Source organism: Streptomyces sp. NPDC015032 (assembly GCF_043080425.1).
Lineage (GTDB): Bacteria > Actinomycetota > Actinomycetes > Streptomycetales > Streptomycetaceae > Streptomyces.
On sequence record NZ_JBIBVN010000014.1, the window covers coordinates 90,369 to 115,959 of the forward strand.

The window sequence follows — 25,591 nt, forward strand, 5'->3', positions numbered from 1 at the left end:
GCACGCACGGCTGAAGGGGAACATGCCAATGAGCGCCGAGGACCTCGAAAAGTACGAGACCGAGATGGAGCTGAAGCTCTACCGGGAGTACCGAGATGTCGTCGGTCTGTTCAAATACGTGATCGAGACCGAACGGCGCTTCTACCTCACCAACGACTACGAGATGCAGGTGCACTCGGTTCAGGGCGAGGTGTTTTTCGAAGTATCCATGGCGGACGCCTGGGTCTGGGACATGTACCGGCCCGCGCGCTTCGTCAAGCAGGTACGGGTATTGACGTTCAAGGACGTCAACATCGAGGAGCTCAACAAGAGCGATCTTGAACTTCCGGGCAGCTGAGCCTGCCCGTCGAGGGGATACCAGGGGAATTGGTTCCCACTCCAGGGACTGATTCTCGCCTCGGGGGATTGATTCCCTCCTTCGGGTGGCCGGGTTGTCCACAATCCCGGAGTTGTCCACCAAGATCCACGAGCCGGGACCGAACGCGTCAGAGTCGGTCCCGGAGGTGGTGCCGATATGAACGCACGGGGGGCACTCGGGCGGTACGGCGAGGATCTGGCGGCGCGGCTGCTGACCGATGCCGGCATGTCCGTACTGGAACGGAACTGGCGCTGTCGTGCCGGTGAGATCGACATCGTCGCGATGGACGCCGACGCACTCGTGGTCTGTGAGGTGAAGACCCGCAGAGCGGGTGCCTTCGAACATCCGATGGCGGCCGTCACCCCGGTCAAGGCGGAGCGGCTGCGGCGACTGGCCGGGATCTGGCTCCACCGGCACGGCGGCCCGCCGTCCGGCGGGGTCCGGATCGACCTGGTCGGCGTGGTGCTGCCCCGACGAGGGGCACCCGTTGTCGAGCATGCGCGCGGGGTGGCCTGATGGGGTTCGCACGGGCGTGTTCGGTGGCGCTCGTCGGCGTCGAGGGTGTGGTGGTGGAGGTCCAGGCGGATCTGGAGGCGGGGGTGGCCGCGTTCACCCTGGTGGGGCTGCCGGACAAGAGCCTGGTGGAGAGCCGGGACCGGGTCAGGGCCGCGGTCGTGAACTCCGGGGCCGAGTGGCCGCAGAAGAAGCTCACGGTGGGTCTGTCGCCGGCTTCGGTGCCGAAGGGCGGCTCCGGTTTCGATCTGGCGGTCGCCTGCGCGGTGCTGGGAGCGGCCGAGCGGATCGATCCGGCGTCCATCGCCGACGTGGTGATGATCGGTGAGCTCGGGCTGGACGGCCGGGTACGGCCGGTGCGCGGGGTGCTGCCCGCCGTGCTCGCCGCGGCGGAGGCCGGATACCGCCAGGTCGTCGTGCCCGAGCAGACCGCGGGGGAGGCGGCGCTGGTTCCCGGGGTCTCGGTTCTCGGGGTGCGGAGCCTGCGGCAGTTGATCGCGGTGCTCTGTGACGATCCGGTGCCGGACGAGCGGCAGCCCGATGACGACGGGCGCCCCGACGCCCTGCTGTCCGGGCTGATGGTGCCCGGCGCGGGCATCGGCACGGGGCTCGCCCGGGGGTCCGGGCAGGGGGACGGCAACCCGCCGGACCTCGCGGATGTGGCGGGACAGCGGCGGCCCCGCAAGGCGCTGGAGGTGGCCGCGGCGGGTGGTCACCACCTCCTGCTCTCCGGGCCGCCCGGAGCCGGCAAGACCATGCTGGCCGAGCGGCTGCCGGCGATCCTGCCGACGCTCACCAGGAAGGAGTCTCTGGAAGTCACCGCGGTGCACTCCGTGGCCGGCATTCTGCCGCCCGGGGAACCGCTGGTCACCCGCGCGCCGTACTGCGCACCGCACCACTCGGCGACGATGCAGTCACTGGTCGGCGGGGGCAATGGGCTGCCGCGGCCCGGCGCGGTATCCCTTGCGCACAGGGGAATTCTCTTTCTCGACGAGGCGCCGGAGTTCTCCATGCGGGCGCTGGACGCCCTGCGTCAGCCGCTGGAGTCGGGGCATGTGGTGGTGGCCCGCAGCGCCGGGGTGGTGCGGCTGCCCGCCAGATTTCTGATGGTGCTGGCCGCCAACCCCTGTCCGTGCGGCCGGCACACGCTCAGCGGAGCCGGTTGCGAGTGCCCGCCGTCGACGGTCAGGCGCTATCAGGCGAGACTCTCCGGGCCGCTGCTCGACCGGGTGGATCTGCGGGTGTGCGTCGATCCCGTCGGACGCGCGGACCTGCTGGGGCAGGGCGGCAGGGGCGAGTCGACGGCCTCCGTCGCGGCCCGCGTCCAGGAGGCCAGGGCACGGGCCGCGAAGCGGTTGGCCGGCACCGCGTGGACCACCAACAGCGAGGTGCCCGGCCATGAGCTGCGGACCCGGCTGGTCGCGGCACCGGGAGCGCTCATGGCGGCCGAACGGGACATGGAACGCGGCATGCTCACCGCTCGGGGCCTGGACCGGGTGCTCAGGGTGGCCTGGACGGTCGCCGATCTGCGCGGCGCCGACCGTCCGGAGGCGTCCGACATCGCGGCGGCGCTGGAACTGCGGACCGGGATTCCACGGGGCGCCCCGACGAAGGCCGGGGTGTCATGACACCGCGGGCGGACCACGACCCGGGGCAGCGGCCGCGGCGTCCACCGGGGTGGGACCCGGAACGCGGTGCAGGGACCGGCCCGGAACCGGAACCGGAACCGGAGGCGGAGGCGGAGGCGGGGCCGGGGGTGGCGGTGAGCGACCGGGAACGTCTGGCGCGGGCCGCGCTGACCCGTGTCCTGGAACCGGGGGACGAGCGCGGGGGCCGATGGCTGCGCGAGCTCGGTGCCGTCGAACTGATGCGGCGGATCACCACCAGGGACGGCGCCGCGGCGCAACTGAGCGGCATGACTCCGAAACGTCTCGCCGGATACCGGCTGCGGGCCGTGGACCCGGAGCCCGAGCGGGACCTGGCGGCGGTCGCCGCGCTCGGCGGACGGTTCGTCTGTCCGGGCGAGCGCGAGTGGCCCAGCCAGCTCGACGACCTGGGGGACGCCAGGCCGACCGGCCTGTGGGTGCGGGGGCCGCGCGATCTGCGGCTCTGGGCGCTGCGCTCGGTCGCCGTGGTCGGGGCCCGCGCCTGCACGCCGTACGGGGCCCACATGGCGGCCAGCCTCGGCGCGGGGCTCGCCGAGCTGGGATGGGTGGTCGTGTCGGGAGCGGCGTTCGGGGTGGACGGGGCGGCGCATCGCGGTGCGCTCGCCGTCGGCGGGGCGACGATGGCGGTCCTGGCCTGCGGGGTGGACGTCGCCTATCCCCGGGGGCATGCCGAGCTGATCGGGCGCATGGCGGAACAGGGTCTCGTCATCGGCGAATTACCACCGTCCGATCATCCGACCCGCAGCAGATTCATTCTCCGGAACCGCGTCATCGCCGCGTTGACGCGCGGGACCGTCGTGGTCGAGGCCGAGTACCGCAGCGGTTCGCTGGTCACCGCGCGCGACGCGCAGCGGCTCGGCCGCTTCACGATGGGCGTGCCCGGACCCGCCACCAGTGGGTTGTCGGCAGGAGTCCATGAACTCCTGCGCGGGGAGGGCGTTCTGGTGACGGACGCCGCGGAGGTCGCCGAACTCGTGGGGGACATCGGCGAGCTCGCTCCGGCCAGGCGCGGCCCCGTACACCCCAGAGACCTGCTGGACGCGGTCTCCGCCAGGATCCTCGACGCGCTGCCGTCCCGCGGCGCCGTCGGCGGGCGTGATGTGGCCCGTGCGGCGGGAACGAGCGTCGACGAAGCACTCGGCAGACTGTACGAACTGCACTCACTGGGGTTCGTCGAACGCGATGGCGATGGATGGCAGTTGACGCCGCGGCGTATATGCAATGGCGACGCGCGGCGAGGCGGTACTTGACCTGGAGCATTCGGGTGAAAAGGTGATGCCGATGACCTCGGCGGATCCTTCAGTGACGCCTCCGGGGCCGGCGCGCACGGCGACGGCCCCGGGCTCCAGTCATGTTCGACCGGCCGGAATCGCACAGTGCCGATCCATCGTCCTGCGCGGACCGCGACGCCTTGGTCACGCTACGCTCACAAGGATCCCGACTCAGACACAAGTCCCCCGGCACTCCACAGCAGAACGGCTCAAGGCACCACATGCCCCAGCACACCTCCGGGTCTGACCGCGCGGCAGTACCACCGGCTGCGCGTGGCACTGTGCGTCCCCCCGCCCCCTCCTCGCTCGACGAGTTGTGGCGTTCATACAAGTCCACGGGCGACGAGCGGCTGCGGGAGCAGCTGATCCTGCACTACTCGCCGCTGGTGAAGTACGTTGCGGGCCGGGTGAGTGTGGGCCTGCCGTCCAACGTGGAGCAGGCGGACTTCGTCTCCTCGGGGGTCTTCGGGCTGATCGACGCGATCGAGAAGTTCGACATCGAGCGCGCGATCAAATTCGAGACATACGCGATCACCCGCATCCGGGGCGCGATGATCGACGAACTCCGGGCGCTGGACTGGATCCCGCGTTCGGTGCGCCAGAAGGCACGGGCCGTGGAACGCGCCTATGCCACGCTGGAGGCGCAGCTGCGGCGAACCCCCTCCGAGCCGGAGGTCGCTGCGGAAATGGGTATCGCGCTGGAGGAACTGCACGCGGTTTTCAGCCAGTTGTCGCTGGCGAACGTGGTCGCGCTGGAGGAGTTGCTGCATGTCGGCGGCGAGGGCGGCGACCGGCTGAGCCTGATGGACACGCTCGAGGACACCGCCGCCGACGATCCGGTGGAGGTCGCCGAGGGCCGTGAGCTCAGACGGCTGCTCGCCCGGGCGATCAATACCCTTCCGGAGCGCGAGAAGACAGTTGTCACGCTCTACTACTACGAGGGCCTCACCCTCGCCGAGATCGGCAACGTGCTCGGAGTCACCGAGAGCCGGGTCAGTCAGATCCACACCAAATCGGTGCTGCAACTGCGGGCGAAACTGGCCGACGCCGGGCGCTGAGACCACCGGGCGGCCACCACGGACCGTGGTCGCTTCGGCCACCGATCAGGGCCGTACTCGCCCTCCCGAACACCGGTCGCCGTAGAGTGGACGGGTGCCCAGGATTCGAGCGGCCTCGGTGGCCGAGCACCGGACCATGCAGCGCGGCGCCCTCCTGGACGCCGCCCGCTCCCTGCTGTCCGAGGGTGGTACGGAAGCGTTGACCTTCCCTGCCCTCGCCGAACGCACGGGCCTCGCCAGGTCCTCCGTGTACGAGTACTTCCGCTCCCGTGCGGCCGTCGTCGAAGAGCTCTGCGCCGTCGATTTCCCCGTCTGGGCGGCCGAGGTCGAGAGTGCGATGGAGCAGGCCGCCACGCCGGAGGCGAAGATCGAGGCCTACGTACGGCGGCAGCTCGATCTCGTCGGGGACCGCCGCCACCGGGCGGTCGTCGCGATCTCGGCGAGCGAGCTGGACGCGGGCGCCCGCGAGAAGATCAGGGCCGCGCACGGCGGGCTGATCGCCATGATCGTCGAGGCGCTCGGCGGCCTCGGCCATGAACAGCCGAGGCTGGCGGCGATGTTGCTGCAGGGTTCGGTGGACGCCGCCGTTCGGCGTATCGAACTCGGTGTGGCGGAGGAGCCGGGCGTGATCGCGGACACCGCCGTCGCCATGGTCCTGCGAGGCGTGCGGGGCGTACGGGACTGACGTCGGGGCCGCACCGCGGCGACGACGAGCAGAACGCCGGGGGCGGCGAGTCCGTCCCCGGCCCCCTCGGCCGACGGCCGTGGCTCCGGCACACCGAACACCGGCAGCAGCCGGGACGGCCCCCGTCGCAGCAGCTCGGGCGGCAGCAGCGACAGCGGATCCAGATACGCGTCACCGCGCCGCAGCCCCCAGTGCAGACAGCCCGACGCGCAGTGGAAGGGCCCCGCCCCCACGATCGCCACGACCTGTCCCGCCACCACCTCCTCGTCCTTCGCGACCAGCGCCCGCACCGGTTCGTACGTGGTCCGCAGCGGCGGATCACCGGTCTGGGACACCTCGATCGCCACCACCCCGCGTCCCGCCACGCGCCCTGCGAACGAGACCCGGCCCGAGGCCGCGGCGAGCACCGCCGTACCCGGCTCCGTGGCGAGATCCACCCCGCGGTGACCGCGCCCGTAAGGGCCGGCCGGCGGCTCCCAGCCCCGTACGACCGCAGGCCGCCCCGCAAGCGGCCACACGGCTGCGGGCAGGGATCCCGCTGCCGCGGCAGCGGCCGGCGTGCCGCACAGCGCCGCGAGGAGGGCGGTCACCGCCACGAGCGCGGCCTCGCGGAACCGGAGTCGGTGCAGGTGGAGGGAGACGGTCGGATCAGGTGTGCATCGCATGGCGCAACGGTCCCGCGCCGCGCGGATTCGCGGGGATCATGAACCGGATCTGTGGACTACCGACCGGTTGTGGACAACGCCGTCACCCGGCGCCCGGCCCGTCCCGTACACTTCCTATGGCGATCCGGGTCACCGGGTCGACTTCGCACGCCCCGCCACCTCCCTCTCTGCGGACGGTGGCCGCGCTCCTCGGTCCCTCGTGGCACGGCGCGTCGGGGCGTCAGGCGCGACAGCAATCCTGCTGTCGCGGCAACCGAGCACCTCAAGGAGTACGGCCATGGCCGTCGTCACGATGCGGGAGCTGCTGGAAAGCGGCGTCCACTTCGGTCACCAGACCCGTCGCTGGAACCCGAAGATGAAGCGCTTCATCTTCACCGAGCGCAACGGCATCTACATCATCGACCTGCTCCAGTCGCTGTCGTACATCGACCGCGCCTACGAGTTCGTCAAGGAGACCGTCGCCCACGGCGGCTCCATCATGTTCGTGGGTACCAAGAAGCAGGCCCAGGAGGCCATCGCCGAGCAGGCGACGCGCGTCGGCATGCCGTACGTCAACCAGCGTTGGCTCGGTGGCATGCTCACCAACTTCTCCACCGTCTACAAGCGCCTTCAGCGTCTGAAGGAGCTCGAGCTCATCGACTTCGAGGACGTGGCCGCCTCCGGCCTCACCAAGAAGGAGCTCCTGGTCCTCTCCCGCGAGAAGGCCAAGCTGGAGAAGACCCTCGGTGGTATCCGCGAGATGCAGAAGGTGCCGAGCGCCGTCTGGATCGTCGACACCAAGAAGGAGCACATCGCCGTCGGTGAGGCGCGTAAGCTCCACATCCCGGTCGTCGCGATCCTCGACACCAACTGCGACCCCGACGAGGTCGACTACAAGATTCCGGGCAACGACGACGCGATCCGCTCCGTCACCCTGCTCACCCGCGTGATCGCCGACGCCGTCGCCGAGGGCCTCATCGCCCGTTCCGGTGCCGCGACCGGTGACTCGAAGCCGGGTGAGAAGGCGGCCGGCGAGCCGCTCGCCGAGTGGGAGCGCGACCTGCTCGAGGGCGACAAGAAGGCCGACGCCGAGGTGCAGACCTCCGCCGAGACCGAGAAGGTCGCCGACGCCGCCGAGAAGCCGGCCGAGGCCCCTGCCGCCGAGGCCCCGGCCGCGGACGCCGAGCAGGCCTGACACCCGTCACGGCTGATGACGGCGGGGGCCGGTGTGACAAGCACCGCCCCCGCCGTTCACCCGTAGATCTTTCAGACTTCGAGAGAGAAACACAGACTCATGGCGAACTACACCGCCGCTGACGTCAAGAAGCTCCGCGAGCTGACCGGCGCCGGCATGATGGACTGCAAGAAGGCGCTCGACGAGGCCGACGGCAACGTCGACAAGGCCGTCGAGGAGCTCCGTATCAAGGGCCAGAAGGGCGTCGCCAAGCGCGAGGGCCGTTCTGCCGAGAACGGTGCCGTCGTCTCCCTCATCTCCGAGGACAAGACCTCCGGCGTTCTGCTCGAGCTGAAGTGCGAGACGGACTTCGTCGCCAAGGGCGAGAAGTTCCAGACCGTCGCCAACACGCTCGCCGCCCACGTCGCCGCGACCTCTCCGGCCGACCTGGCCGCGCTGCTCGCCTCCGAGATCGAGGCCGGCAAGACCGTCCAGGCGTACGTCGACGAGGCCAACGCCAATCTCGGCGAGAAGATCGTCCTGGACCGCTTCGCGCAGTTCACCGGCGGTTACGTGGCTGCATACATGCACCGCACGATGCCCGACCTCCCGCCGCAGGTCGGCGTCCTGGTCGATCTCGACAAGGGGACCGCCTCGGACGAGGCGGCTGCAGAGGTCGCCAAGGACGTCGCGCAGCACATCGCCGCCTTCGCCCCGAAGTACCTCAACCGCGACGAGGTCCCGGCCGAGACGGTCGAGAACGAGCGCCGTGTCGCCGAGGCCACCTCTCGCGAGGAGGGCAAGCCCGAGGCTGCCCTTCCGAAGATCGTCGAGGGTCGCGTCAACGGCTTCTTCAAGGACGTCGTCGCCCTGGAGCAGGCGTTCGCCAAGGACAACAAGAAGTCCGTCCAGAAGGTTCTGGACGAGGCCGGTGTCACCCTGAAGCGCTTCTCGCGCATCAAGGTCGGCATCTGAGTCCGTCCGCGAACAACGGTGGGCCCCGGACAGGGTCCAGTGCAGTCGTCGGCCGCACACATGCCGTACGACCGCAGATCTGACGAGGAGGCCATTGCCGCTGAGGGACACCAGACCCACCGGCAATGGCCTTCTTCGTATGTGCACGAGGAGAATCTCCATGAACAAGGGCGCGGACGCCGCAAAAGGTGACCACAAGCTCGATGACGGCAAGGTGCCCGGACGCTTCATGCTGAAGCTGTCCGGAGAGGCGTTTGCCGGCGGCGGGGGTCTCGGTGTCGACCCCGACGTCGTACACGCCATCGCCCGGGAAATCGCGGCAGTCGTCCGCGACGGCGCGCAAATCGCGGTCGTCATCGGCGGCGGCAACTTCTTCCGCGGTGCCGAGCTCCAGCAGCGCGGTATGGACCGGGCCCGGTCCGACTACATGGGCATGCTCGGCACGGTCATGAACTGCCTGGCGCTCCAGGACTTCCTGGAGAAGGAGGGCATCGACTCCCGCGTCCAGACCGCCATCACCATGGGGCAGGTCGCGGAGCCTTACATCCCGCTGCGCGCCGTGCGCCACCTGGAGAAGGGCCGCGTCGTCATCTTCGGCGCCGGCATGGGGATGCCGTACTTCTCCACCGACACCACCGCCGCCCAGCGCGCCCTGGAGATCGGTGCGCAGGGTCTGCTCATGGGCAAGAACGGAGTGGACGGGGTCTACGACTCAGACCCGAAGACCAACCCCGACGCGGTGAAGTTCGACGCTCTTGAGTACAGCGAGGTGCTCGCCCGCGATCTCAAGGTCGCCGACGCCACCGCCATCACGCTCTGCCGTGACAACCAGCTGCCGATCCTCGTCTTCGAGCTGACCGCCACGGGCAATATCGCCCGCGCGGTCAAGGGTGAGAAGATCGGCACGCTCGTGAGCGACCACGGCACCCGGGCCTGAGAGCCTGTCGGGTGACCTCTGATCGGGCGGCCACGCCCTGGCACGCACGCTTCCCGCGTTGCCGAAATGCCCAAGTAGCTCCGCTACGAGGACATCCCGGCGCCTTGGAATCGCACGCACCAGACCGCGTCCGCTACCCGATCGAAGGTCACCCGACAGGCTCTGAGAACCGGAGGGCCTTCCCGGGAAGCCACGGGAGGGCCCGGGGCCTGCGGGGAACACCCCGGGACAGGACCCGAAGGATGGACAACGGCCTGCCGGTCGGACACCGTGCAGGTGAGGACGCGACCCAGGACCCGTCGGGCCCGAGCACGCCGGGCCCACTCAAGACACGCAGGAGCACGTGGTGATCGAAGAAACCCTCCTTGAGGCCGAGGAGAAGATGGAGAAGGCCGTCGTCGTCGCGAAGGAGGACTTCGCCGCGATCCGTACCGGCCGTGCCCACCCGGCGATGTTCAACAAGATCGTCGCCGACTACTACGGCGCGCTGACCCCGATCAACCAGCTCGCCTCGTTCTCGGTGCCCGAGCCGCGCATGGCTGTCGTGACGCCGTTCGACAAGAGCGCGCTGCGCAACATCGAGCAGGCCATCCGCGACTCGGACCTCGGGGTCAACCCGAGCAACGACGGCAATATCATCCGGGTGACCTTCCCGGAGCTCACCGAAGAGCGTCGCCGCGACTACATCAAGGTCGCGAAGGCGAAGGCGGAGGACTCGAAGATCTCCATCCGGGCCGTGCGCCGCAAGGCCAAGGAGACGCTCGACAAGCTGGTCAAGGACAAGGAGACCGGCGAGGACGAGGTGCGTCGCGCCGAGAAGGAGCTCGACGACACCACCGCGAAGTACGTCGCGCAGGTCGACGAGCTGCTCAAGCACAAGGAAGCCGAGCTGCTCGAAGTCTGATGGACGACTCTTCCTGGGGCGCCCCGCAGGGAGCCGGCCACTGGGGTCCGCCCGAGATGCAGGCCGCTCCGGCGGGTCCTGCATACGATGTGCATGACGCCCAGCAGACTCGGCCCATGCCCATCGTGCCGGACGCCCCCGACGCAGGTAGAGACGCTGACGACCGTGATGAACGGGACCGGGGGGCCGCACGCCTGAACGGCGGCCCCCTGTTCCGCGACGAGAAGCCGCAGGAGCCCATGTCCACCGCGCCACCGCCCCCGCAGAAGAAACGTGCGGGCCGTGATCTGCGAGCCGCCATAGGGGTCGGTGTGGGGCTCGGTGCCGTCATCGTCGCCTCGCTGTTCATCGTGAAGGCCGTCTTCGTCGGTGTGATTGCCGTCGCCGTCGTCGTGGGCCTGTGGGAGCTCACCTCGCGGCTGGAGGAGCGCAAGGGCATCAAGGCGCCGCTCGTCCCGCTGGCGGTCGGCGGCGCCGCGATGGTCGTGGCCGGATACTGGCGGGGCGCCGAGGGTGCCTGGGTGGCGATGGCGCTGACGGCGCTCGCGGTGCTCGTCTGGCGGATGACCCAGCCTCCGGAGGGCTACCTCAAGGACGTCACGGCCGGCGTGTTCGCCGCGTTCTACGTGCCGTTCCTGGCCACTTTCGTTGCCATGCTCCTGACCGCGGACGACGGACCGCAGCGGGTGCTCACCTTCCTGCTGCTGACGGTGGTCAGCGACACCGGTGCGTACGCCGTCGGCTGGCGTTTCGGGAAGCACAAGCTCGCGCCGCGCATCAGCCCCGGGAAGACCCGCGAGGGCCTGTTCGGGGCCATCGCCTTCGCGATGGTCGCCGGTGCGCTGTGCATGCAGTTGCTGATCGACGACGGTTCCTGGTGGCAGGGGCTGCTGCTGGGGCTCGCGGTCGCGGCCAGTGCCACTCTCGGTGACCTGGGCGAGTCGATGATCAAGCGGGACCTCGGCATCAAGGACATGGGCACGCTCCTGCCGGGGCACGGCGGGATCATGGACCGGCTGGACTCGCTGCTGCCGACCGCCCCGGTGGTCTGGCTGCTGCTGGTGCTCTTCGTGGGATCCGGCTGATCCTCCGGACGGTTCACCGCCCTGACCTGGGCATGTACGAGTGAGGGTCTGTTGTCCACAGGGCGGCGGGCCCTCGCTCCTTTGTCTGCGACACTGGATGAACCATGCCTAAGCCCGGAGAACTCACTTTCGTCGCGCCCCGCGGAGCCAAGAAGCCGCCGCGGCACCTCGCCGACCTCACGCCCGCCGAGCGCAAGGAAGCCGTCGTCGCGATCGGCGAGAAGCCGTTCCGCGCCCAGCAGCTCTCGCAGCACTACTTCGCGCGGTACGCGCACGACCCGGCCGAGTGGACCAACATCCCGGCCGCTTCGCGGGAGAAGCTCGCCGAGGCGATGTTCCCCGACCTGATGTCCGTGGTGCGCCACATCAGCTGCGACGACGACACCACCCGCAAGACACTGTGGAAGCTGCATGACGGGACGCTCGTCGAATCCGTCCTGATGCGCTACCCGGAGCGGGTGACGATGTGCATCTCGTCGCAGGCGGGGTGCGGGATGAACTGCCCGTTCTGCGCGACGGGGCAGGCTGGTCTCGACCGCAATCTGTCGACCGCCGAGATCGTCCACCAGATCGTGGACGGCATGCGGGCGCTGCGCGACGGGGAGGTCCCGGGAGGCCCGGCGCGCCTCTCCAACATCGTCTTCATGGGCATGGGCGAGCCGCTCGCCAACTACAAGCGGGTGGTCGGCGCGATTCGTCGGCTGACCGACCCGGAGCCGGAGGGGCTGGGGCTTTCGCAGCGCGGGATCACGGTCTCCACCGTGGGCCTGGTGCCCGCGATGCTGCGCTTCGCCGACGAGGGCTTCAAGTGCCGCCTCGCCGTCTCGCTGCATGCACCGGATGATGAGCTGCGCGACACGCTCGTTCCCGTGAACACGCGGTGGAAGGTGCGCGAAGTGCTGGACGCCGCGTGGGAGTACGCGGAGAAGTCCGGCCGCCGCATCTCCATCGAGTACGCACTGATCCGGGACATCAACGACCAGGCGTGGCGCGGTGATCTGCTCGGCCGGCTCCTCAAGGGCAAGCGGGTGCACGTCAATCTGATCCCGCTGAACCCGACGCCCGGCTCCAAGTGGACGGCCTCGCGGCCCGAGGACGAGAAGGCCTTCGTCGAGGCGATCGCCGCACACGGGGTGCCGGTGACCGTGCGGGATACCCGAGGTCAGGAGATCGACGGAGCCTGCGGGCAGCTGGCGGCAGCCGAGCGCTGAGGCCGGAACGGCCCGTGTAACCTGGGCCTGAAATCAACTTCATATTCCGACAGGGGAGCGCCACAGCGCTGAGAGTGCGGCACCGAGGACAGGTCGGCCGCAGACCCTCTGAACCTCGCCCGGGTCATTCCGGGTAGGAAGTTCGGTCATCAACTCATGCTGTTGCGCCCTGCCCGCATACCGCGGGCGGGGCCGCGTCTCTTCCTGGCCAAAACCCAGGAGGAATCCACAATGAGCACCACGCGCAGAACCACGCAGCTCGCGACGACGGCTGTTGCCGCCGCACTCGGCGTCACGGCACTGGCCGGATGCGGGAGTTCCGATACATCGGACTCCGGTTCGGGCGGCACGAAGAGCTCCGGTTCGAAGACCGTGACACTCGTCAGCCATGACTCCTTCAACGTCTCCAAGGACGTGCTGAAGGAGTTCACCGAGCAGACCGGCTACACCGTCAAGGTGCTGAAGAGCGGCGACGCGGGTGTCGCGCTCAACCAGGAGATCCTGACCAAGGGCTCACCGCGCGGCGATGTGTTCTTCGGTGTCGACAACACCCTGCTTTCCCGCGCCCTCGACAGCGGTCTCTTCACGCCGTACAAGGCGAAGGGTATCGACCAGGTGGCGGCCGATACCCAACTCGACGCAGCCGAGCACCGGGTCACCCCGATCGACACCGGTGACATCTGTGTCAACTACGACAAGAAATACTTCGCCGAGAAGAAGCTCGCGCCGCCGCGGTCCTTCGACGACCTGGCGAAGCCCGCGTACCGGAACCTTCTCGTCACCGAGAACGCCCAGACCTCCTCGCCCGGTCTCGGCTTCCTCCTCGGCACCGTCGCCACCTACGGCGAGAACGGCTACCAGGACTACTGGAAGAAGCTGAAGAACAACGGCGTCAAGGTCGTCGACGGCTGGGAGCAGGCGTACAACGAGGAGTTCTCCGGTTCCGCGGGCGGCAAGAAGGCAAAGGCCGACCGGCCGCTCGTCGTGTCGTACGCCTCCAGCCCGCCCGTCGAGGTGCTCTACGCGAAGCCGCAGCCGGCCGAGGCACCGACCGGGGTCGCCACCGGGACCTGCTTCCGCCAGATCGAGTTCGCGGGCCTGCTGAACGGTGCGAAGAACGAGGCGGGCGGCAAGGCCCTGCTGGACTTCCTGATCAGCAAGAAGTTCCAGGAGGACATGCCGCTCAACATGTTCGTGAACCCGGTCACCGAGGGCGCGAAACTGCCGGAGCTCTTCACGAAGTTCGGCGCGACGGCCGACCGGCCGGCGACCGTCGCCCCCGACAAGATCTCCAAGAACCGTGACCAGTGGGTCCAGTCGTGGTCCTCGCTCGTAGTGAAGTAGCGAAGACTCCCGTACGCGGAACGGACGCGGGCGGGAAGGGCACGCCCGAGGAGGGGCCGTGGGGTGAGGAGCCGCGCGGCCGCTCCGGGCGGGTGGACCGCGCGCGTGAGCAGTCGCGGCGCGGGGGCGCGGTGCGGCTCGGCCTGATGGCCGTGCCCGTCGCGTTCTTCGCGCTGTTCTTCGCCTACCCCGTCACCGCGATCGTCGGCCGCGGGCTGAAGGCGGACGGTGTCTGGCAGTTCGGCCGGGTCGCGGAGGTGCTGACCCGGCCGGACATCCGCGACGTCCTCTGGTTCACCACCTGGCAGGCGCTCGCCTCGACGGCGCTGACCCTGCTGATCGCGCTGCCCGGTGCCTATGTCTTCGCCCGCTTCGACTTCCCCGGCAAGCAACTGCTGCGGGCGGTCGTCACCGTGCCGTTCGTCCTGCCGACCGTCGTCGTCGGTACGGCCTTCCTGGCGCTGCTGGGACGCGGCGGGTTCCTCGACGAACTCTGGGGCGTACGCCTCGACACCACCGTCTGGGCGATTCTGCTCGCCCATGTCTTCTTCAACTACGCGGTGGTCGTACGGACCGTGGGCGGGCTGTGGTCACAACTCGACCCACGGCAGGAGGAAGCCGCACGGGTGCTGGGCGCCGGGCGGTTCGCCGCCTGGCGGCGGGTCACCCTGCCGGCCCTCGCACCCGCCGTGGCAGCCGCCGCGTTGATGGTCTTCCTCTTCACCTTCACCTCCTTCGGGGTCGTACAGATCCTCGGCGGTCCGGGGTACTCCACGCTGGAGGTGGAGATCTACCGGCAGACGGCCCAGCTGCTCGCCCTGCCGACCGCCGCCGTGCTGACGCTGGTGCAGTTCGCCGCGGTCGGCGCGATCCTCGCCGTGCACGCGTGGACCGTACGGCGCCGGGAGACCGCGCTGAAACTGGTCGACCCGGCGCAGACCGCCCGCCGGCCGCGCGGCGCCGGACAGTGGGCGCTGCTCTGCGGGGTGCTGCTGACGGTACTGGTGCTGATCCTGCTGCCGCTCGGGGTGCTGGTGGAGCGCTCGCTGGACACACCCGGCGGGCATGGCTTCGACTACTACCGCGCCCTGCGGTCCGTGGACGCGGGCGGCGGTACGTTCCTGGTCGCGCCGTTCGAAGCGATCTGGAACTCAACTCAGTACGCACTGGTCGCGACGGTCATCGCGCTGGTCGTCGGCGGGCTCGCCGCCGCGGCGCTGACCCGGCGCGCCGGGCGGCTCGTGCGCGGATTCGACGCGTTGCTGATGCTGCCGCTCGGGGTGTCCGCGGTCACCGTGGGCTTCGGTTTCCTGATCACCCTGGACAAGCCGCCGCTGGATCTGCGGAGTTCATGGATTCTGGTGCCCCTCGCCCAGGCGCTGGTCGGTGTGCCCTTCGTCGTACGGACCATGCTGCCGGTCCTGCGGGCGGTGGACGGCCGGCTGAGGGAGGCGGCCGCAGTGCTCGGCGCGTCACCTCTGCGGGCCTGGCGGGAGGTCGATCTGCCGCTGGTGCGACGGGCACTGCTGGTCGCGGCCGGCTTCGCGTTCGCCGTGTCGCTCGGCGAGTTCGGCGCGACGGTTTTCATCGCGCGGCCCGACCGCCCGACGCTGCCGGTCGCCGTGGCCCGGCTGCTGGGGCGGGCCGGGGAGCTCAACTACGGCCAGGCGATGGCCCTCAGCACCCTTCTGATGGTGGTCTGCGCGGTCTCGCTGCTGCTGCTCGAACGTATTCGCACGGACCGGTCCGGGGAGTTCTAGAGATGCTGACACTGGAATCGGCCACGGTCCGCTTCGGCGAGCGCGCCGCGCTCGACCGGGTGGACCTGGAGGTCGCCGAGCACGAGATCGTGTGCGTGCTGGGGCCGAGCGGCAGCGGCAAGTCGACCCTGCTGCGGGTGATCGCCGGACTGCACCCGCCGGACGGCGGCCGGGTGCTGCTGGACGGCGCCGACCAGGCGGGAGTGCCCGTTCACCGGCGCGGTCTCGGTCTGATGTTCCAGGACCACCAGCTGTTCCCGCACCGGGACGTCGGCGCCAACGTCGCCTTCGGGCTGCGGATGCGGGGGATGCCGCGGCGCGATCAGGAGAGCAGGGTCGGTGAACTCCTCGACCTGGTGGGCCTGCCCGGCGCCGGACGGCGGGCCGTCGCCGCGCTGTCCGGCGGTGAGCAGCAGCGTGTCGCCCTCGCGCGGGCGCTCGCCCCGCGCCCCAAGCTGCTGATGCTGGACGAACCGCTCGGCCAGCTCGACCGCGGCCTGCGTGAGCGGCTCGTCGTCGAACTGCGCACGCTCTTCGGACGGTTGGGTACGACGGTGCTCGCCGTCACCCACGACCAGGGCGAGGCGTTCGCCCTCGCCGACCGGGTGGTGGTGATGCGCGACGGGCGGATCGCCCAGGTGGGAACCCCGATGGAGGTCTGGCAGCGGCCCGCCTCCGCCTTCGTCGCCCGGTTCCTCGGCTTCGACAACGTGGTGGAGGCGACGGTGACCGGCACGGCCGCCGACACGGTGTGGGGCGAGGTGCCGGTGCCCGCGGGCTCGCCGCAGGGGGCGTGCGATCTGCTGGTGCGCCCGGCCGGGGTCCGGATCGGCGCTCCGGACGGCGGGCTGCGCTGCGTGGTGGGGACGCGTACGTTCCGGGGCAACCATGTCGCCGTGCAGCTGATGCCCGAGAACGGTCCGGTGCTGGAGGCGGAGTGTCCGTTGCGGGAGGCCCCCGAGGAGGGTGCGACGGTCGGGGTCGGCTTCGACGCGGCGGAGACCGTCGTCCTGCCCGCCGTCTTCTGATTGGACTCGCGCGTCCGGCGAGAGCGCGGAGCGTTCACCGGACCGGCCGAGCCGGGTGCGGTGCTCCCGCCCGCCGTTTCCGGCCGTCCGGGACTGCCGGGCGGTCCGGACCGGTGAATCGCGGCAGGTCGGCAGGGTGGTGTCCGTGCAAGCTGGTGAGGACATGCGGACGATCCGGAACGACTCCGGGAAGGACGGGAACCATGACCGGTTCAGCACGCGAGGGCATCGACATCACCCGTATCCTCGACGCCCCGCGGGAACGCGTCTTCGAGGCGTGGACGATCCCCGAGCACTTCGCCGCCTGGTACGGCGGGGACGCCGAGGTTCCGCTCGACCGGGTGTCGATGGACGTCAGGCCGGGCGGCGCCTGGAGCCTGGTCATCGTGGTGCCGGGCACCGAGATGCCGTTCCACGGGGTCTACCGCGAGGTGGTTGCGCCCGAGCGGCTGGTGTTCACGCTGAAGGACGCCACCGCGCCCGCCGGCATCGAGGGCGAGACCGTCACCGTCACCTTCACCGACCGCGGTGCGAAGACCACCGAAATGGTCTTCAGGCAGCGCGGTGGCAACCTCACGGGCGAGCAGTACGCGGCGGCCGAGGACGGCTGGGAGGCCTTCTTCGACGCGCTGGTGGCCCGCCTCGCATCCCTCTGAACCCGTCGCGGCCCCACCCGGCCGGCCGGTGACCGGCCCCGGCTACCCGTCCGCCGACAACTGGGCGAGCGCCTCGGGTGCCTCGGCCACCGTGTCGACGAGCGCGATACGGGACTCCATCGTCCGGCCGCCGGCCAGCGCGCGCAGCAACGGCCACGCGGGCAGCTCCCGCGTCCAATGGGCGCGGCCGACCAGCACCATCGGGGCCGGACCGCCGCGCGAGCCGTAGTAGTTCGGCGTCGCGTTGTCGAAGATCTCCTGTACGGTGCCGGCCGCGCCGGGCAGGAAGATCACGCCCGCCGTGGAGCGGGCGAGCAGCCCGTCCTCGCGCAGGGCGTTGGCGAAGTACTTGGCGATGTGGGCGGCGAAAGGGTTCGGCGGCTCGTGTCCGTAGAACCAGGTGGGAATCGACACCGAGCCGCCGCCGCCCGGCCAGCGTTCCCGCACGGTGAAGGCGGTCAGCGCCCACTCGGTGACCGATGGAATGAACGAGGGGGTCGCGGCCAGAATCCCGCAGGCCCTGTCCAGCATCGGGTCCGGGTGCGGCGCCGCGTACGCCCCGAGGTTCGCGGCCTCCATGGCGCCCGGCCCGCCGCCGGTCGCCACGGTCAGGCCGCTCCGGGTCAGGGCCCGGCCCAGCCGGGCCGCCGCCGCGTACTCCGCGCTGCCGCGCGCCGTGGTGTGGCCGCCCATCACCCCGACGACGCGGGCGCCGATGAGGTGTTCGTCCAGGGCGTCGGAGACCGCGTCGTCATGGAGCGCGCGCAGCATCGACGCGAAGGCGTCGCCGCTCGCCCGGGTCTCCTGGAACCAGCGGTACGCGCGGGCATCGGGCGTCGCCGCATAGCCGCCGTCCGTCAGCCCTTCGTAGAGCGCGCCGGGGGAATAGAGCAGGCCCCGGTACGGATCGAAGGGCAGCCCCGGTACCGGCGGGAAGACGATCGCACCGTCCGCCCGTACCTTCGCCGCCGCTCCGGGCGCCATCCGGCAGCCGAGGAAGACCGTGCCGGCTGTATCGGCGGCCAGCAGTGCGGCGCTCCGGTCCGACAGGTCGACGGACTGGACCCGGTGTCCGGCCAGCGTTCCGGCGGAAACAGCAGCGTCGAAGGCGGCGAGCGACTCGATCTCGGGGCCGGACGAGCCCACCGGGTCCGGCGGGCCGGATACGGGGCTGCTGTCGTCCGGAATGTCCACGGTGTCATGCTACGTAGCGGCCGAGGTGCGCGGGCGCCGCCGGGACGCGGTGCCCTCAGGCCGTCAGCGGCAGTGCCGCAAGCTGGGCGATCAGCCAGGTCAGCGGGGCGAAGACGACCAGCAGCGCGGCGGCGCGCAGCGCCGTCGCCGCCCGCAGCGCCGAGGCCGGGGCGCCGAGCCTCAGCAGCACCTGCGCCGTCCGGGCGCGGTCCTGCCTCGCCTCCAGCGCCGAGGTCAGCAGCGTCGCAGCCGTGCAGCCGAGGACGAGCACCGCGCCCAGTGCCGTGAGCGGGCCGAAGGGGCGCGGCCCCGTCCCGTACAGCGCGTAGGCGGAGGTCACCGCGGAGAGCACCGCGCAGATCACACCGAGCGGCCCGCCGATCCGGCGTGCCTCGTCCATCAGCACCCGGCCGGCCAGCAGCCGTACGGCGCCGGGGCGCACCGACTGCAGCAGCCGCCCGCTCAGATACGCCAGGCCGGGGCCGGCCATGGCCAGGCCGATCGCCGTCAGCGTCCATCCCGCCACCACTCCGACCGGGGTGGTGGCGAGCCTGCCGGGCAGGGGCAGCAGGCTGTGCCCGTCGCTGCGCCTCACGTACGCCTCGACGGCGAGGCCGACCGCAGCCAGCGCCACCCCCCACGGCAGCCCGGTCGGGGGCGTCGCGGGCACGGGCGGCAGGTCGTCCGGCAGTGCGTCCGCGAAGGTGTCGTCCTCGGCCGCCGCGGGGACCCGGGCCGTCGAGACGGGCCGGGCGCGCAGCGCCAGCGTGCTCGCCGTCGCCGCGGACACCGGGACCAGGGTCAGCAGCACGAGCACCGCAGCGAGCGGCAGCGGGGCGCCCGCGTCGAGCAGCCCGGCAGCGGCCCCGTCGAACGGCAGCCCGGACAGATCCCCGCGCAGATGGAGGAAGAGCAGCAGCGCCACCACCGACCCGAGGGTGCAGGAGACGGCGGTGGAGACCGCGGCGAGCACCGTGAGTTTCACCGGCCCGAGGCCCATGGCGGACAGCCCGGAACGCGGCCGGGTGCTCGGGTCCGTACGGGCCACCGCGACCGCGAACTGCACGGCGGCGGCGAACGGGACCAGGCACCACAGCAGTCGCAGCACGGCCCCGGTGGAGTGCGCCGGGTGCCCCGAGGCGTAGCCCAGGGAGCACAGCAGCAGGAAGCCGACCCCGGCGGACGCGGCCGCGACCAGCAGCCGCCGCATCAGGACCAGCGGATGGGAACCCCGGGCTAGACGGAGAGCGAGCATGCCGAGCGGCCCTCCGCATCGGATACGGAGGGCAGGGCGACGGTGGCGACGCGGCGGCCGTCCAGCAGCGGGACCGTACGGTCGGCGAGGGCGGCTACCTCCGCGTCATGGGTGGCCAGGACGACCGTGATGCCGTGCGAACGGGCCGCACTGGTGAGTGTGCGCAGCACATGCGTCCGGTCGGTGCGGTGAAGGGTCGCGGTCGGCTCGTCGGCGAAGATCACCGCGGGGGAGGCGGCCAGCGCGCGGGCCACAGCGATCCGCTGGCGCTGTCCCTGGAGCAGCGTATGCGGTCGTTTCCTGGCGCAGGTGCCGATGTCGAGCCGCTCCAGCCAGTCCAGGGCGGCCTTCTTCGCCTCCCGGTGGGAGGCGCCGCGCAGCAGCAGCGGAAGGGCCACGTTCTCCCAGGTGTTCAGTTCCGGCACGAGCTGGGGCTCGGGGGCGATCCAGCCGAACCTGTCGCGGCGAAGCCGTTCGCGCAGCCGGGGCCCCATGGTGTGGACGGGGACGCTGTTGAACCACACTTCGCCCTGCTGGGGCACCAGTTGACCGGACAGACAGTGCAGCAGGGTCGTCTTGCCGCTGCCCCGGGGGCCGGTCACGGCAAGGATCTCGCTGTCACGGACGCCCACCGAGACACCGCCGAGCGCGGGTGAGCCGTTGTGGGAGTGCTGCAGGGAACGTGCCCAGATCACGTCGTTGTCCGGCGGGGCCACCATGGCGTACACCTCGGTTCAGATCGTCATTCCCGTCCCCCGTACGGGGGAACGAAGAGGGGGCCGGTCGGTCACTCGGCACCGTAGGGATTCGAACCGCGGTGTGGGCACAGCACACGGCCCGGATGCGCCCCTTCCCACTCGAATGGGCGCATCCGGGCCGTGTGGACCGTATGGAATGACGGCTGGAAGCCGGTCAAACGGTGGTCAAGCGGTGGTCAAGCCGCAGGGTCGACCGACCGGCCGGCCGGTCCGTGGCCGGCCGACCGGTCGGACCACTGTCAGAGCTTGGTCCACGCCTCGGTGAGGACGGTCCGCAGAATGCCCTCGATCTCGTCGAACGTCGACTGGTCGGAGACCAGCGGCGGCGCGAGCTGGACGACCGGGTCGCCGCGGTCGTCGGCCCGGCAGTACAGGCCGTTGTCGTACAGTGCCTTGGAGAGGAACCCGTACAGGACGCGCTCGGTCTCCTCGTCGGTGAAGGTCTCCTTGGTGGCCTTGTCCTTCACCAGCTCGATGCCGTAGAAGAAGCCGTTGCCGCGGACGTCGCCGACGATCGGCAGGTCGAGCAGCTTCTGCAGCGTCGTGAAGAACGCGTTCTCGTTGTCCAGGACGTGCTGGTTGAGGCCCTCGCGCTCGAAGATGTCGAGGTTGGCGAGGCCCACCGCCGCGGAGACCGGGTGGCCACCGAAGGTGTAGCCGTGCAGGAAGGTGTTGTCGCCCTCGTAGAACGGCGCGGCGACACGGTCCGAGACGATGCAGGCACCGATCGGGGAGTAGCCCGAGGTCATGCCCTTGGCGCAGGTGATCATGTCCGGCACGTAGCCGAACTTGTCGCAGGCGAACATCGTGCCGAGACGGCCGAAGGCGCAGATGACCTCGTCGGAGACGAGCAGCACGTCGTACTTGTCGCAGATCTCGCGCACGCGCTGGAAGTAACCGGGCGGCGGCGGGAAGCAGCCACCGGCGTTCTGCACCGGCTCCAGGAAGACCGCGGCGACGGTGTCCGGGCCCTCGAAGAGGATCTCCTGCTCGATCTGGTCGGCGGCCCAGCGGCCGAAGGCCTCCGGGTCGTCGCCGTGGATCGGGGCACGGTAGATGTTGGTGTTCGGCACCTTGTGCGCGCCGGGGACCAGCGGCTCGAAGGGGGCCTTCAGGCCCGGCAGACCGGTGATCGACAGGGCGCCCTGCGGGGTGCCGTGGTAGGCGACCGCACGCGAGATGACCTTGTACTTGGTCGGCTTGCCCTGGAGCTTGAAGTACTGCTTGGCCAGCTTCCAGGCGGTCTCGACGGCCTCGCCGCCGCCGGTGGTGAAGAAGACCTTGTTGAGGTCGCCCGGCGCGTAGTCGGCGAGACGCTCGGCCAGCTCGACGGCCTTCGGGTGGGCGTAGGACCACACCGGGAAGAAGGCCAGCTCCTGGCCCTGCTTGTACGCCGCCTCGGCGAGCTCGTGACGGCCATGACCGGCGTTGACCACGAACAGGCCGGACAGGCCGTCGAGGTAGCGCTTGCCCTGGTCGTCGTAGATGTAGGTGCCCTCGCCACGCACGATGGTGGGAACGGGCGCGTTCTCGTAGTCCGACATGCGGGTGAAGTGCATCCACAGGTGGTCGTACGCGGTTCGGCTGAGGTCCTTGCTCACGGCTATCGGGTTCCCCACATATAGGTCTGCTTCTTGAGCTTCAGGTACACAAAGCTCTCGGTGGAGCGCACGCCGGGGATGGCCCGGATGCGTTTGTTGATCGTTTCCAGCAGGTGGTCGTCGTCCTCGCAGACGATCTCCACCATCAGGTCGAAGGAGCCCGCGGTCATCACCACGTACTCGCACTCGGCCATGGCCGACAGCGCCTCGGCGACGGGATCGAGGTCGCCTTCGACATTGATGCCGACCATCGCCTGCCGCCGGAATCCCACGGTGAGCGGGTCCGTGACGGCGACGATCTGCATCACGCCCTGATCGAGCAGCTTCTGGACACGCTGTCGCACGGCCGCCTCGGAGAGGCCGACGGCCTTGCCGATCGCGGCGTACGGACGACGCCCGTCCTCCTGGAGCTGCTCGATGATTGCGAGGGACACGGCATCGACCGCTGGGGACGATCCGTTCCCTGTCCTGGAGTCTGCGCTGCGACTGGCCACGCCCCCACTCTGCACTGGGACTCGTCTGTCTGGCAACCCCAAATCAATGAAATTCGTTGTCTGAGGGTCTTGATCTCACTGAATCCGAAGTTCACGGCGGGTGGGCATGTCGAAAGCGACACCTGAGCGACTAGGCTGGTCATCTCATCCACTGGACGTGTCGACAGGAGGGGTGGTTGTGACCACCGAGGTGCGCCGTCTGCGCAACTACATCAACGGAGAGTTCCGGGACGCCGCTGACGGGCGGACCATCGACGTGGTCAACCCGGCGACGGAAGAGGTCTACGCGAGCTCGCCGCTCTCCGGCCAGGCCGATGTCGATGCCGCGATGGAGGCCGCCGCGGCCGCCTTCCCCGCCTGGCGCGACGCCACGCCCGCCGAGCGCCAGAAGGCTCTGCTGAAGATCGCGGACGCCTTCGAGGAGCGCGCCGAGGACCTCATCGCCGCGGAGTCGGAGAACACGGGCAAGCCGATCGAGCTGACCCGCACCGAAGAGATCCCGCCGATGGTGGACCAGATCCGCTTCTTCGCGGGCGCCGCGCGGATGCTCGAAGGCCGCTCGGCCGGCGAGTACATGGAGGGCCTCACCTCCATCATCCGGCGTGAGCCGGTCGGCGTCTGCGCGCAGGTCGCACCGTGGAACTACCCGATGATGATGGCCGTCTGGAAGTTCGCCCCGGCGCTGGCCGCGGGCAACACCGTCGTCATCAAGCCGTCCGACACCACCCCGGCGTCGACCGTGCTGATGGCCGAGATCATCGGCCAGATCCTCCCCAAGGGTGTCTTCAACGTCATCTGCGGCGACCGCGACACCGGCCGCGCGATGGTCGAGCACCCGACCCCGGCGATGGCCTCCATCACCGGTTCGGTACGGGCCGGCATGCAGGTCGCCGAGTCCGCCGCCAAGGACGTCAAGCGGGTCCACCTGGAGCTCGGCGGCAAGGCCCCGGTCGTCGTGTTCGAGGACACCGACATCGCCAAGGCCGTCGAGGGCATCTCCGTCGCGGGCTTCTTCAACGCGGGCCAGGACTGTACGGCCGCGACCCGCGTCCTGGTCCACGAGTCCATCCACGACGAGTTCGTCACCGCCCTCGCCAAGGCCGCAGCCGACACGAAGACCGGACAGCCGGACGACGAGGACGTGCTGTACGGCCCGCTCAACAACGCCAATCAGCTGAAGCAGGTCAGCGGCTTCATCGAGCGGCTCCCCGCCCACGCCAAGGTCGAGGCCGGCGGCCACCGGGTCGGCGAGAAGGGCTACTTCTACGCCCCGACCGTCGTGTCCGGGCTCAAGCAGGACGACGAGATCATCCAGAACGAGGTCTTCGGCCCGGTCATCACCGTCCAGAAGTTCACGGACGAGGCCCAGGCCGTCGCGTACGCCAACGGCGTCGAGTACGCCCTGGCCTCCTCGGTGTGGACCAAGGACCACTCCCGCGCCATGCGGATGTCCAGGAGCCTCGACTTCGGCTGCGTGTGGATCAACACCCACATTCCGCTCGTCGCCGAGATGCCGCACGGCGGGTTCAAGAAGTCCGGCTACGGCAAGGACCTCTCCGCGTACGGCTTCGAGGACTACACCCGCATCAAGCACGTCATGACCTCGCTCGACGGCTGACGCTCCGTCCGCCGGCACGTACGGCCCCGGGCCCGGTCCCGGGGCCGTACGCATGCCGGGACAGGGACGGCATCGACAGGGTGTGCGGACGGAGCGGGTGCCGCTGGACGGTTGGTCCATTGCCCGCGCCGGCCTGCGACCGGCATCCTGCGCGGGTGCGAGCAACCCCGAAGAACCCCATGTCCCGCCGGTCCCTGCTGCGTGCCTTCGGGGCCACAGCGGCCGGTGTCACGCTGGCCGGCTGCGGAGTGCCCGCCGCCTATGTGCAGCCCGGTGACCGCGCCGGACGCGACACCTCCGCGAGCGACCACTCCCTGCACTTCGCGAACTGGCCCCTCTACATCGACACCGACGACAAGAACACGTCGAAGCGGCCCACCCTCGACGCGTTCGCCCGGCGCACCGGGATCTCGGTCACGTACACCGAGGAGATCAACGACAACGACGAGTTCTTCGGGAAGATCAGCCCCGCACTGATGAACCATCAGGAGACCGGGCGGGACCTGATCGTCATCAGCGACTGGATGGCCGCCCGGTTCGTACGGCTCGGCTGGGTGCAGGAGATGGACCGGGCCAAGCAGCCCAACATCGCCAAGTACCTGGATCCGCAGCTGCGTTCGCCCGCCTTCGACAAGGGCCGGACGCACAGCGTGCCCTGGCAGTCCGGGATCACCGGCATCGCGTACAACCGCAAGAAGCTGGGCCGCGAGATCAAGCACCTGAGCGACCTGTGGGCGAACGACCTGCGCGGCAAGGTGACGCTGCTGTCCGGGCTCGACGAATCCTTCGCCCTCCTGATGCAGGGCAACGGCGTCGACGTCACCCGCTGGAAGCCGGACGACTTCTACCAGGTGTGCGACCAGGTGGAGAAGCTGGTGAGGACGAAGCACATCCGCCGCTTCACCGGAAACGACTACATCAAGGACCTGTCGACCGGCGATGTGCTCGCCTGCCAGGCCTACTCCGGCGACGTCATCCAGCTCCAGGCCGACAATCCGGAGATCGAGTTCGTGGTTCCCGAGGAGGGCGCGGAGCTCTGGGCGGAGTCACTCATGATCCCCAACCTCGCCCGTCACAAGCGCAATGCGGAGAAGCTCGTCGACTACTACTACGAGCCGGAGGTGGCCGCGGAGCTGGCGACCTGGGTCAACTACGTCTGCCCCGTCCCGGCCGCCCGCGATGTGCTGGCCTCCGCCAAGGACGAGGAGACCGCCGCGCTCGCCGAGGACCCGCTGATCTTCCCCGACGACGTGATGCGCCGGCGGCTGGCGATCGCCCGCGACATCACCTCCGAGGAGCGCACCGAGTTCGCCAAGAAATGGAACTCCGTCGTCGGGCTGTGAGCCGGACCGGAGCGGCGTGAAGAGCGGGTGGACGCTGTCGTTCGGGGTCTTCGGGGTG

The 25,591-nt window shown here is 70.0% G+C and carries 23 protein-coding genes, 1 pseudogene and 1 riboswitch; of the genes and pseudogenes, 18 read left to right on the top strand and 6 right to left on the bottom strand.

Annotation, left to right across the window (positions count from 1 at the left end; translation table 11 throughout):
• The first annotated feature begins 28 nt into the window (after nt 1-28).
• The 6 genes from ACF08M_RS21130 to ACF08M_RS21155 all read left to right on the top strand — a co-directional run bounded on the left by ACF08M_RS21130 (nt 29) and on the right by ACF08M_RS21155 (nt 5,552).
• The gene (locus tag ACF08M_RS21130) at nt 29-337 is read left to right on the top strand and encodes a DUF2469 domain-containing protein (RefSeq protein ID WP_005311352.1); all 309 of its coding nucleotides are present in this window, start codon (nt 29-31) and stop codon (nt 335-337) included.
• Nucleotides 338-514: 177 nt separating this feature from the next.
• The gene (locus ACF08M_RS21135; RefSeq protein ID WP_392186780.1) at nt 515-874 is read left to right on the top strand and encodes a YraN family protein; all 360 of its coding nucleotides are present in this window, start codon (nt 515-517) and stop codon (nt 872-874) included.
• Nucleotides 874-2,499 (top strand): YifB family Mg chelatase-like AAA ATPase, encoded by a 1,626-nt coding sequence (locus ACF08M_RS21140; protein WP_392186781.1) that lies wholly within the window; start codon nt 874-876, stop codon nt 2,497-2,499. The genes ACF08M_RS21135 and ACF08M_RS21140 overlap by 1 nt, the downstream gene beginning before the upstream one ends.
• Nucleotides 2,496-3,788, top strand: coding sequence for a DNA-processing protein DprA (gene dprA / locus ACF08M_RS21145; RefSeq protein WP_392186782.1), 1,293 nt, complete (start codon nt 2,496-2,498; stop codon nt 3,786-3,788). Before ACF08M_RS21140 ends, dprA begins: the two co-directional genes overlap by 4 nt.
• Nucleotides 3,789-4,030: 242 nt before the next feature.
• Nucleotides 4,031-4,867 carry an RNA polymerase sigma factor WhiG gene (gene whiG, locus ACF08M_RS21150; RefSeq protein WP_362209127.1) on the top strand — a complete coding sequence of 279 codons (837 nt, stop codon included), beginning with the start codon at nt 4,031-4,033 and terminating at the stop codon, nt 4,865-4,867.
• 118 nt (nt 4,868-4,985) lie between these two features.
• Entirely contained in the window at nt 4,986-5,552 is a 567-nt protein-coding gene (locus ACF08M_RS21155) for a TetR/AcrR family transcriptional regulator (protein ID WP_392186868.1), read from the top strand.
• A 215-nt stretch (nt 5,553-5,767) separates the two neighbouring features.
• Here ACF08M_RS21155 and ACF08M_RS21160 read toward each other — a convergent pair.
• Nucleotides 5,768-6,217, bottom strand: a pseudogene (locus ACF08M_RS21160) (peptidoglycan DD-metalloendopeptidase family protein); the annotation flags it as partial.
• Between the two features lie 277 nt (nt 6,218-6,494).
• Between ACF08M_RS21160 and rpsB the strand changes: the two are divergent.
• The 10 genes from rpsB (at nt 6,495) to ACF08M_RS21210 (ending at nt 17,270) form a co-directional block, all read left to right on the top strand.
• The gene (rpsB, locus tag ACF08M_RS21165; RefSeq protein WP_392186783.1) at nt 6,495-7,391 is read left to right on the top strand and encodes a 30S ribosomal protein S2; all 897 of its coding nucleotides are present in this window, start codon (nt 6,495-6,497) and stop codon (nt 7,389-7,391) included.
• Between the two features lie 99 nt (nt 7,392-7,490).
• On the top strand, nt 7,491-8,345 hold the full coding sequence (gene tsf, locus ACF08M_RS21170) for a translation elongation factor Ts (RefSeq protein WP_392186784.1): 855 nt from the start codon (nt 7,491-7,493) through the stop codon (nt 8,343-8,345).
• Between the two features lie 160 nt (nt 8,346-8,505).
• Nucleotides 8,506-9,282, top strand: coding sequence for a UMP kinase (gene pyrH, locus ACF08M_RS21175; RefSeq protein WP_392186785.1), 777 nt, complete (start codon nt 8,506-8,508; stop codon nt 9,280-9,282).
• Nucleotides 9,283-9,628: 346 nt separating this feature from the next.
• Nucleotides 9,629-10,186 carry a ribosome recycling factor gene (gene frr, locus ACF08M_RS21180; protein ID WP_392186786.1) on the top strand — a complete coding sequence of 186 codons (558 nt, stop codon included), beginning with the start codon at nt 9,629-9,631 and terminating at the stop codon, nt 10,184-10,186.
• Nucleotides 10,186-11,271: a phosphatidate cytidylyltransferase gene (locus ACF08M_RS21185; protein WP_392186787.1), complete on the top strand. Its 1,086-nt coding sequence runs from the start codon at nt 10,186-10,188 to the stop codon at nt 11,269-11,271. The genes frr and ACF08M_RS21185 overlap by 1 nt, the downstream gene beginning before the upstream one ends.
• Nucleotides 11,272-11,375: 104 nt before the next feature.
• A complete protein-coding gene (rlmN, locus tag ACF08M_RS21190) occupies nt 11,376-12,482 on the top strand; it encodes a 23S rRNA (adenine(2503)-C(2))-methyltransferase RlmN (protein WP_392186788.1) in 1,107 nt (368 codons plus the stop codon).
• Between the two features lie 41 nt (nt 12,483-12,523).
• Nucleotides 12,524-12,640: riboswitch (TPP riboswitch) on the top strand.
• A gap of 73 nt (nt 12,641-12,713) precedes the next feature.
• Nucleotides 12,714-13,826, top strand: coding sequence for a thiamine ABC transporter substrate binding subunit (locus ACF08M_RS21195; protein WP_392186789.1), 1,113 nt, complete (start codon nt 12,714-12,716; stop codon nt 13,824-13,826).
• 146 nt (nt 13,827-13,972) lie between these two features.
• Nucleotides 13,973-15,586 (top strand): ABC transporter permease, encoded by a 1,614-nt coding sequence (locus ACF08M_RS21200; RefSeq protein ID WP_392186869.1) that lies wholly within the window; start codon nt 13,973-13,975, stop codon nt 15,584-15,586.
• 2 nt (nt 15,587-15,588) lie between these two features.
• Complete coding sequence (locus ACF08M_RS21205) at nt 15,589-16,614, top strand: ABC transporter ATP-binding protein (protein WP_392186790.1); 1,026 nt, start codon at nt 15,589-15,591, stop codon at nt 16,612-16,614.
• A 203-nt stretch (nt 16,615-16,817) separates the two neighbouring features.
• Nucleotides 16,818-17,270 carry an SRPBCC family protein gene (locus tag ACF08M_RS21210; RefSeq protein WP_392186791.1) on the top strand — a complete coding sequence of 151 codons (453 nt, stop codon included), beginning with the start codon at nt 16,818-16,820 and terminating at the stop codon, nt 17,268-17,270.
• Nucleotides 17,271-17,312: 42 nt separating this feature from the next.
• Here ACF08M_RS21210 and ACF08M_RS21215 read toward each other — a convergent pair whose 3' ends face one another.
• From ACF08M_RS21215 to ACF08M_RS21235, 5 genes are all read right to left on the bottom strand, one after another.
• On the bottom strand, nt 17,313-18,458 hold the full coding sequence (locus tag ACF08M_RS21215) for an LOG family protein (protein ID WP_392186870.1): 1,146 nt from the start codon (nt 18,456-18,458) through the stop codon (nt 17,313-17,315).
• Between the two features lie 61 nt (nt 18,459-18,519).
• Nucleotides 18,520-19,719, bottom strand: a complete 1,200-nt coding sequence (locus ACF08M_RS21220) for a hypothetical protein (protein ID WP_392186792.1) — start codon at nt 19,717-19,719, stop codon at nt 18,520-18,522.
• A complete protein-coding gene (locus ACF08M_RS21225) occupies nt 19,701-20,438 on the bottom strand; it encodes an ABC transporter ATP-binding protein (RefSeq protein WP_392186793.1) in 738 nt (245 codons plus the stop codon). Before ACF08M_RS21225 ends, ACF08M_RS21220 begins: the two co-directional genes overlap by 19 nt.
• A gap of 278 nt (nt 20,439-20,716) precedes the next feature.
• A complete protein-coding gene (locus ACF08M_RS21230; RefSeq protein WP_392186794.1) occupies nt 20,717-22,096 on the bottom strand; it encodes an aspartate aminotransferase family protein in 1,380 nt (459 codons plus the stop codon).
• The gene (locus ACF08M_RS21235) at nt 22,081-22,572 is read right to left on the bottom strand and encodes an Lrp/AsnC family transcriptional regulator (protein ID WP_030928325.1); all 492 of its coding nucleotides are present in this window, start codon (nt 22,570-22,572) and stop codon (nt 22,081-22,083) included. Before ACF08M_RS21235 ends, ACF08M_RS21230 begins: the two co-directional genes overlap by 16 nt.
• 178 nt (nt 22,573-22,750) lie before the next feature.
• On the opposite strand from ACF08M_RS21235, the gene ACF08M_RS21240 reads away from it, so the two are divergent.
• Together ACF08M_RS21240 and ACF08M_RS21245 are read left to right on the top strand one after the other, a co-directional pair.
• Nucleotides 22,751-24,190 carry a gamma-aminobutyraldehyde dehydrogenase gene (locus ACF08M_RS21240; RefSeq protein ID WP_392186795.1) on the top strand — a complete coding sequence of 480 codons (1,440 nt, stop codon included), beginning with the start codon at nt 22,751-22,753 and terminating at the stop codon, nt 24,188-24,190.
• 179 nt (nt 24,191-24,369) lie between these two features.
• Entirely contained in the window at nt 24,370-25,533 is a 1,164-nt protein-coding gene (locus ACF08M_RS21245) for an extracellular solute-binding protein (RefSeq protein ID WP_392186871.1), read from the top strand.
• Nucleotides 25,534-25,591 lie beyond the last annotated feature (58 nt).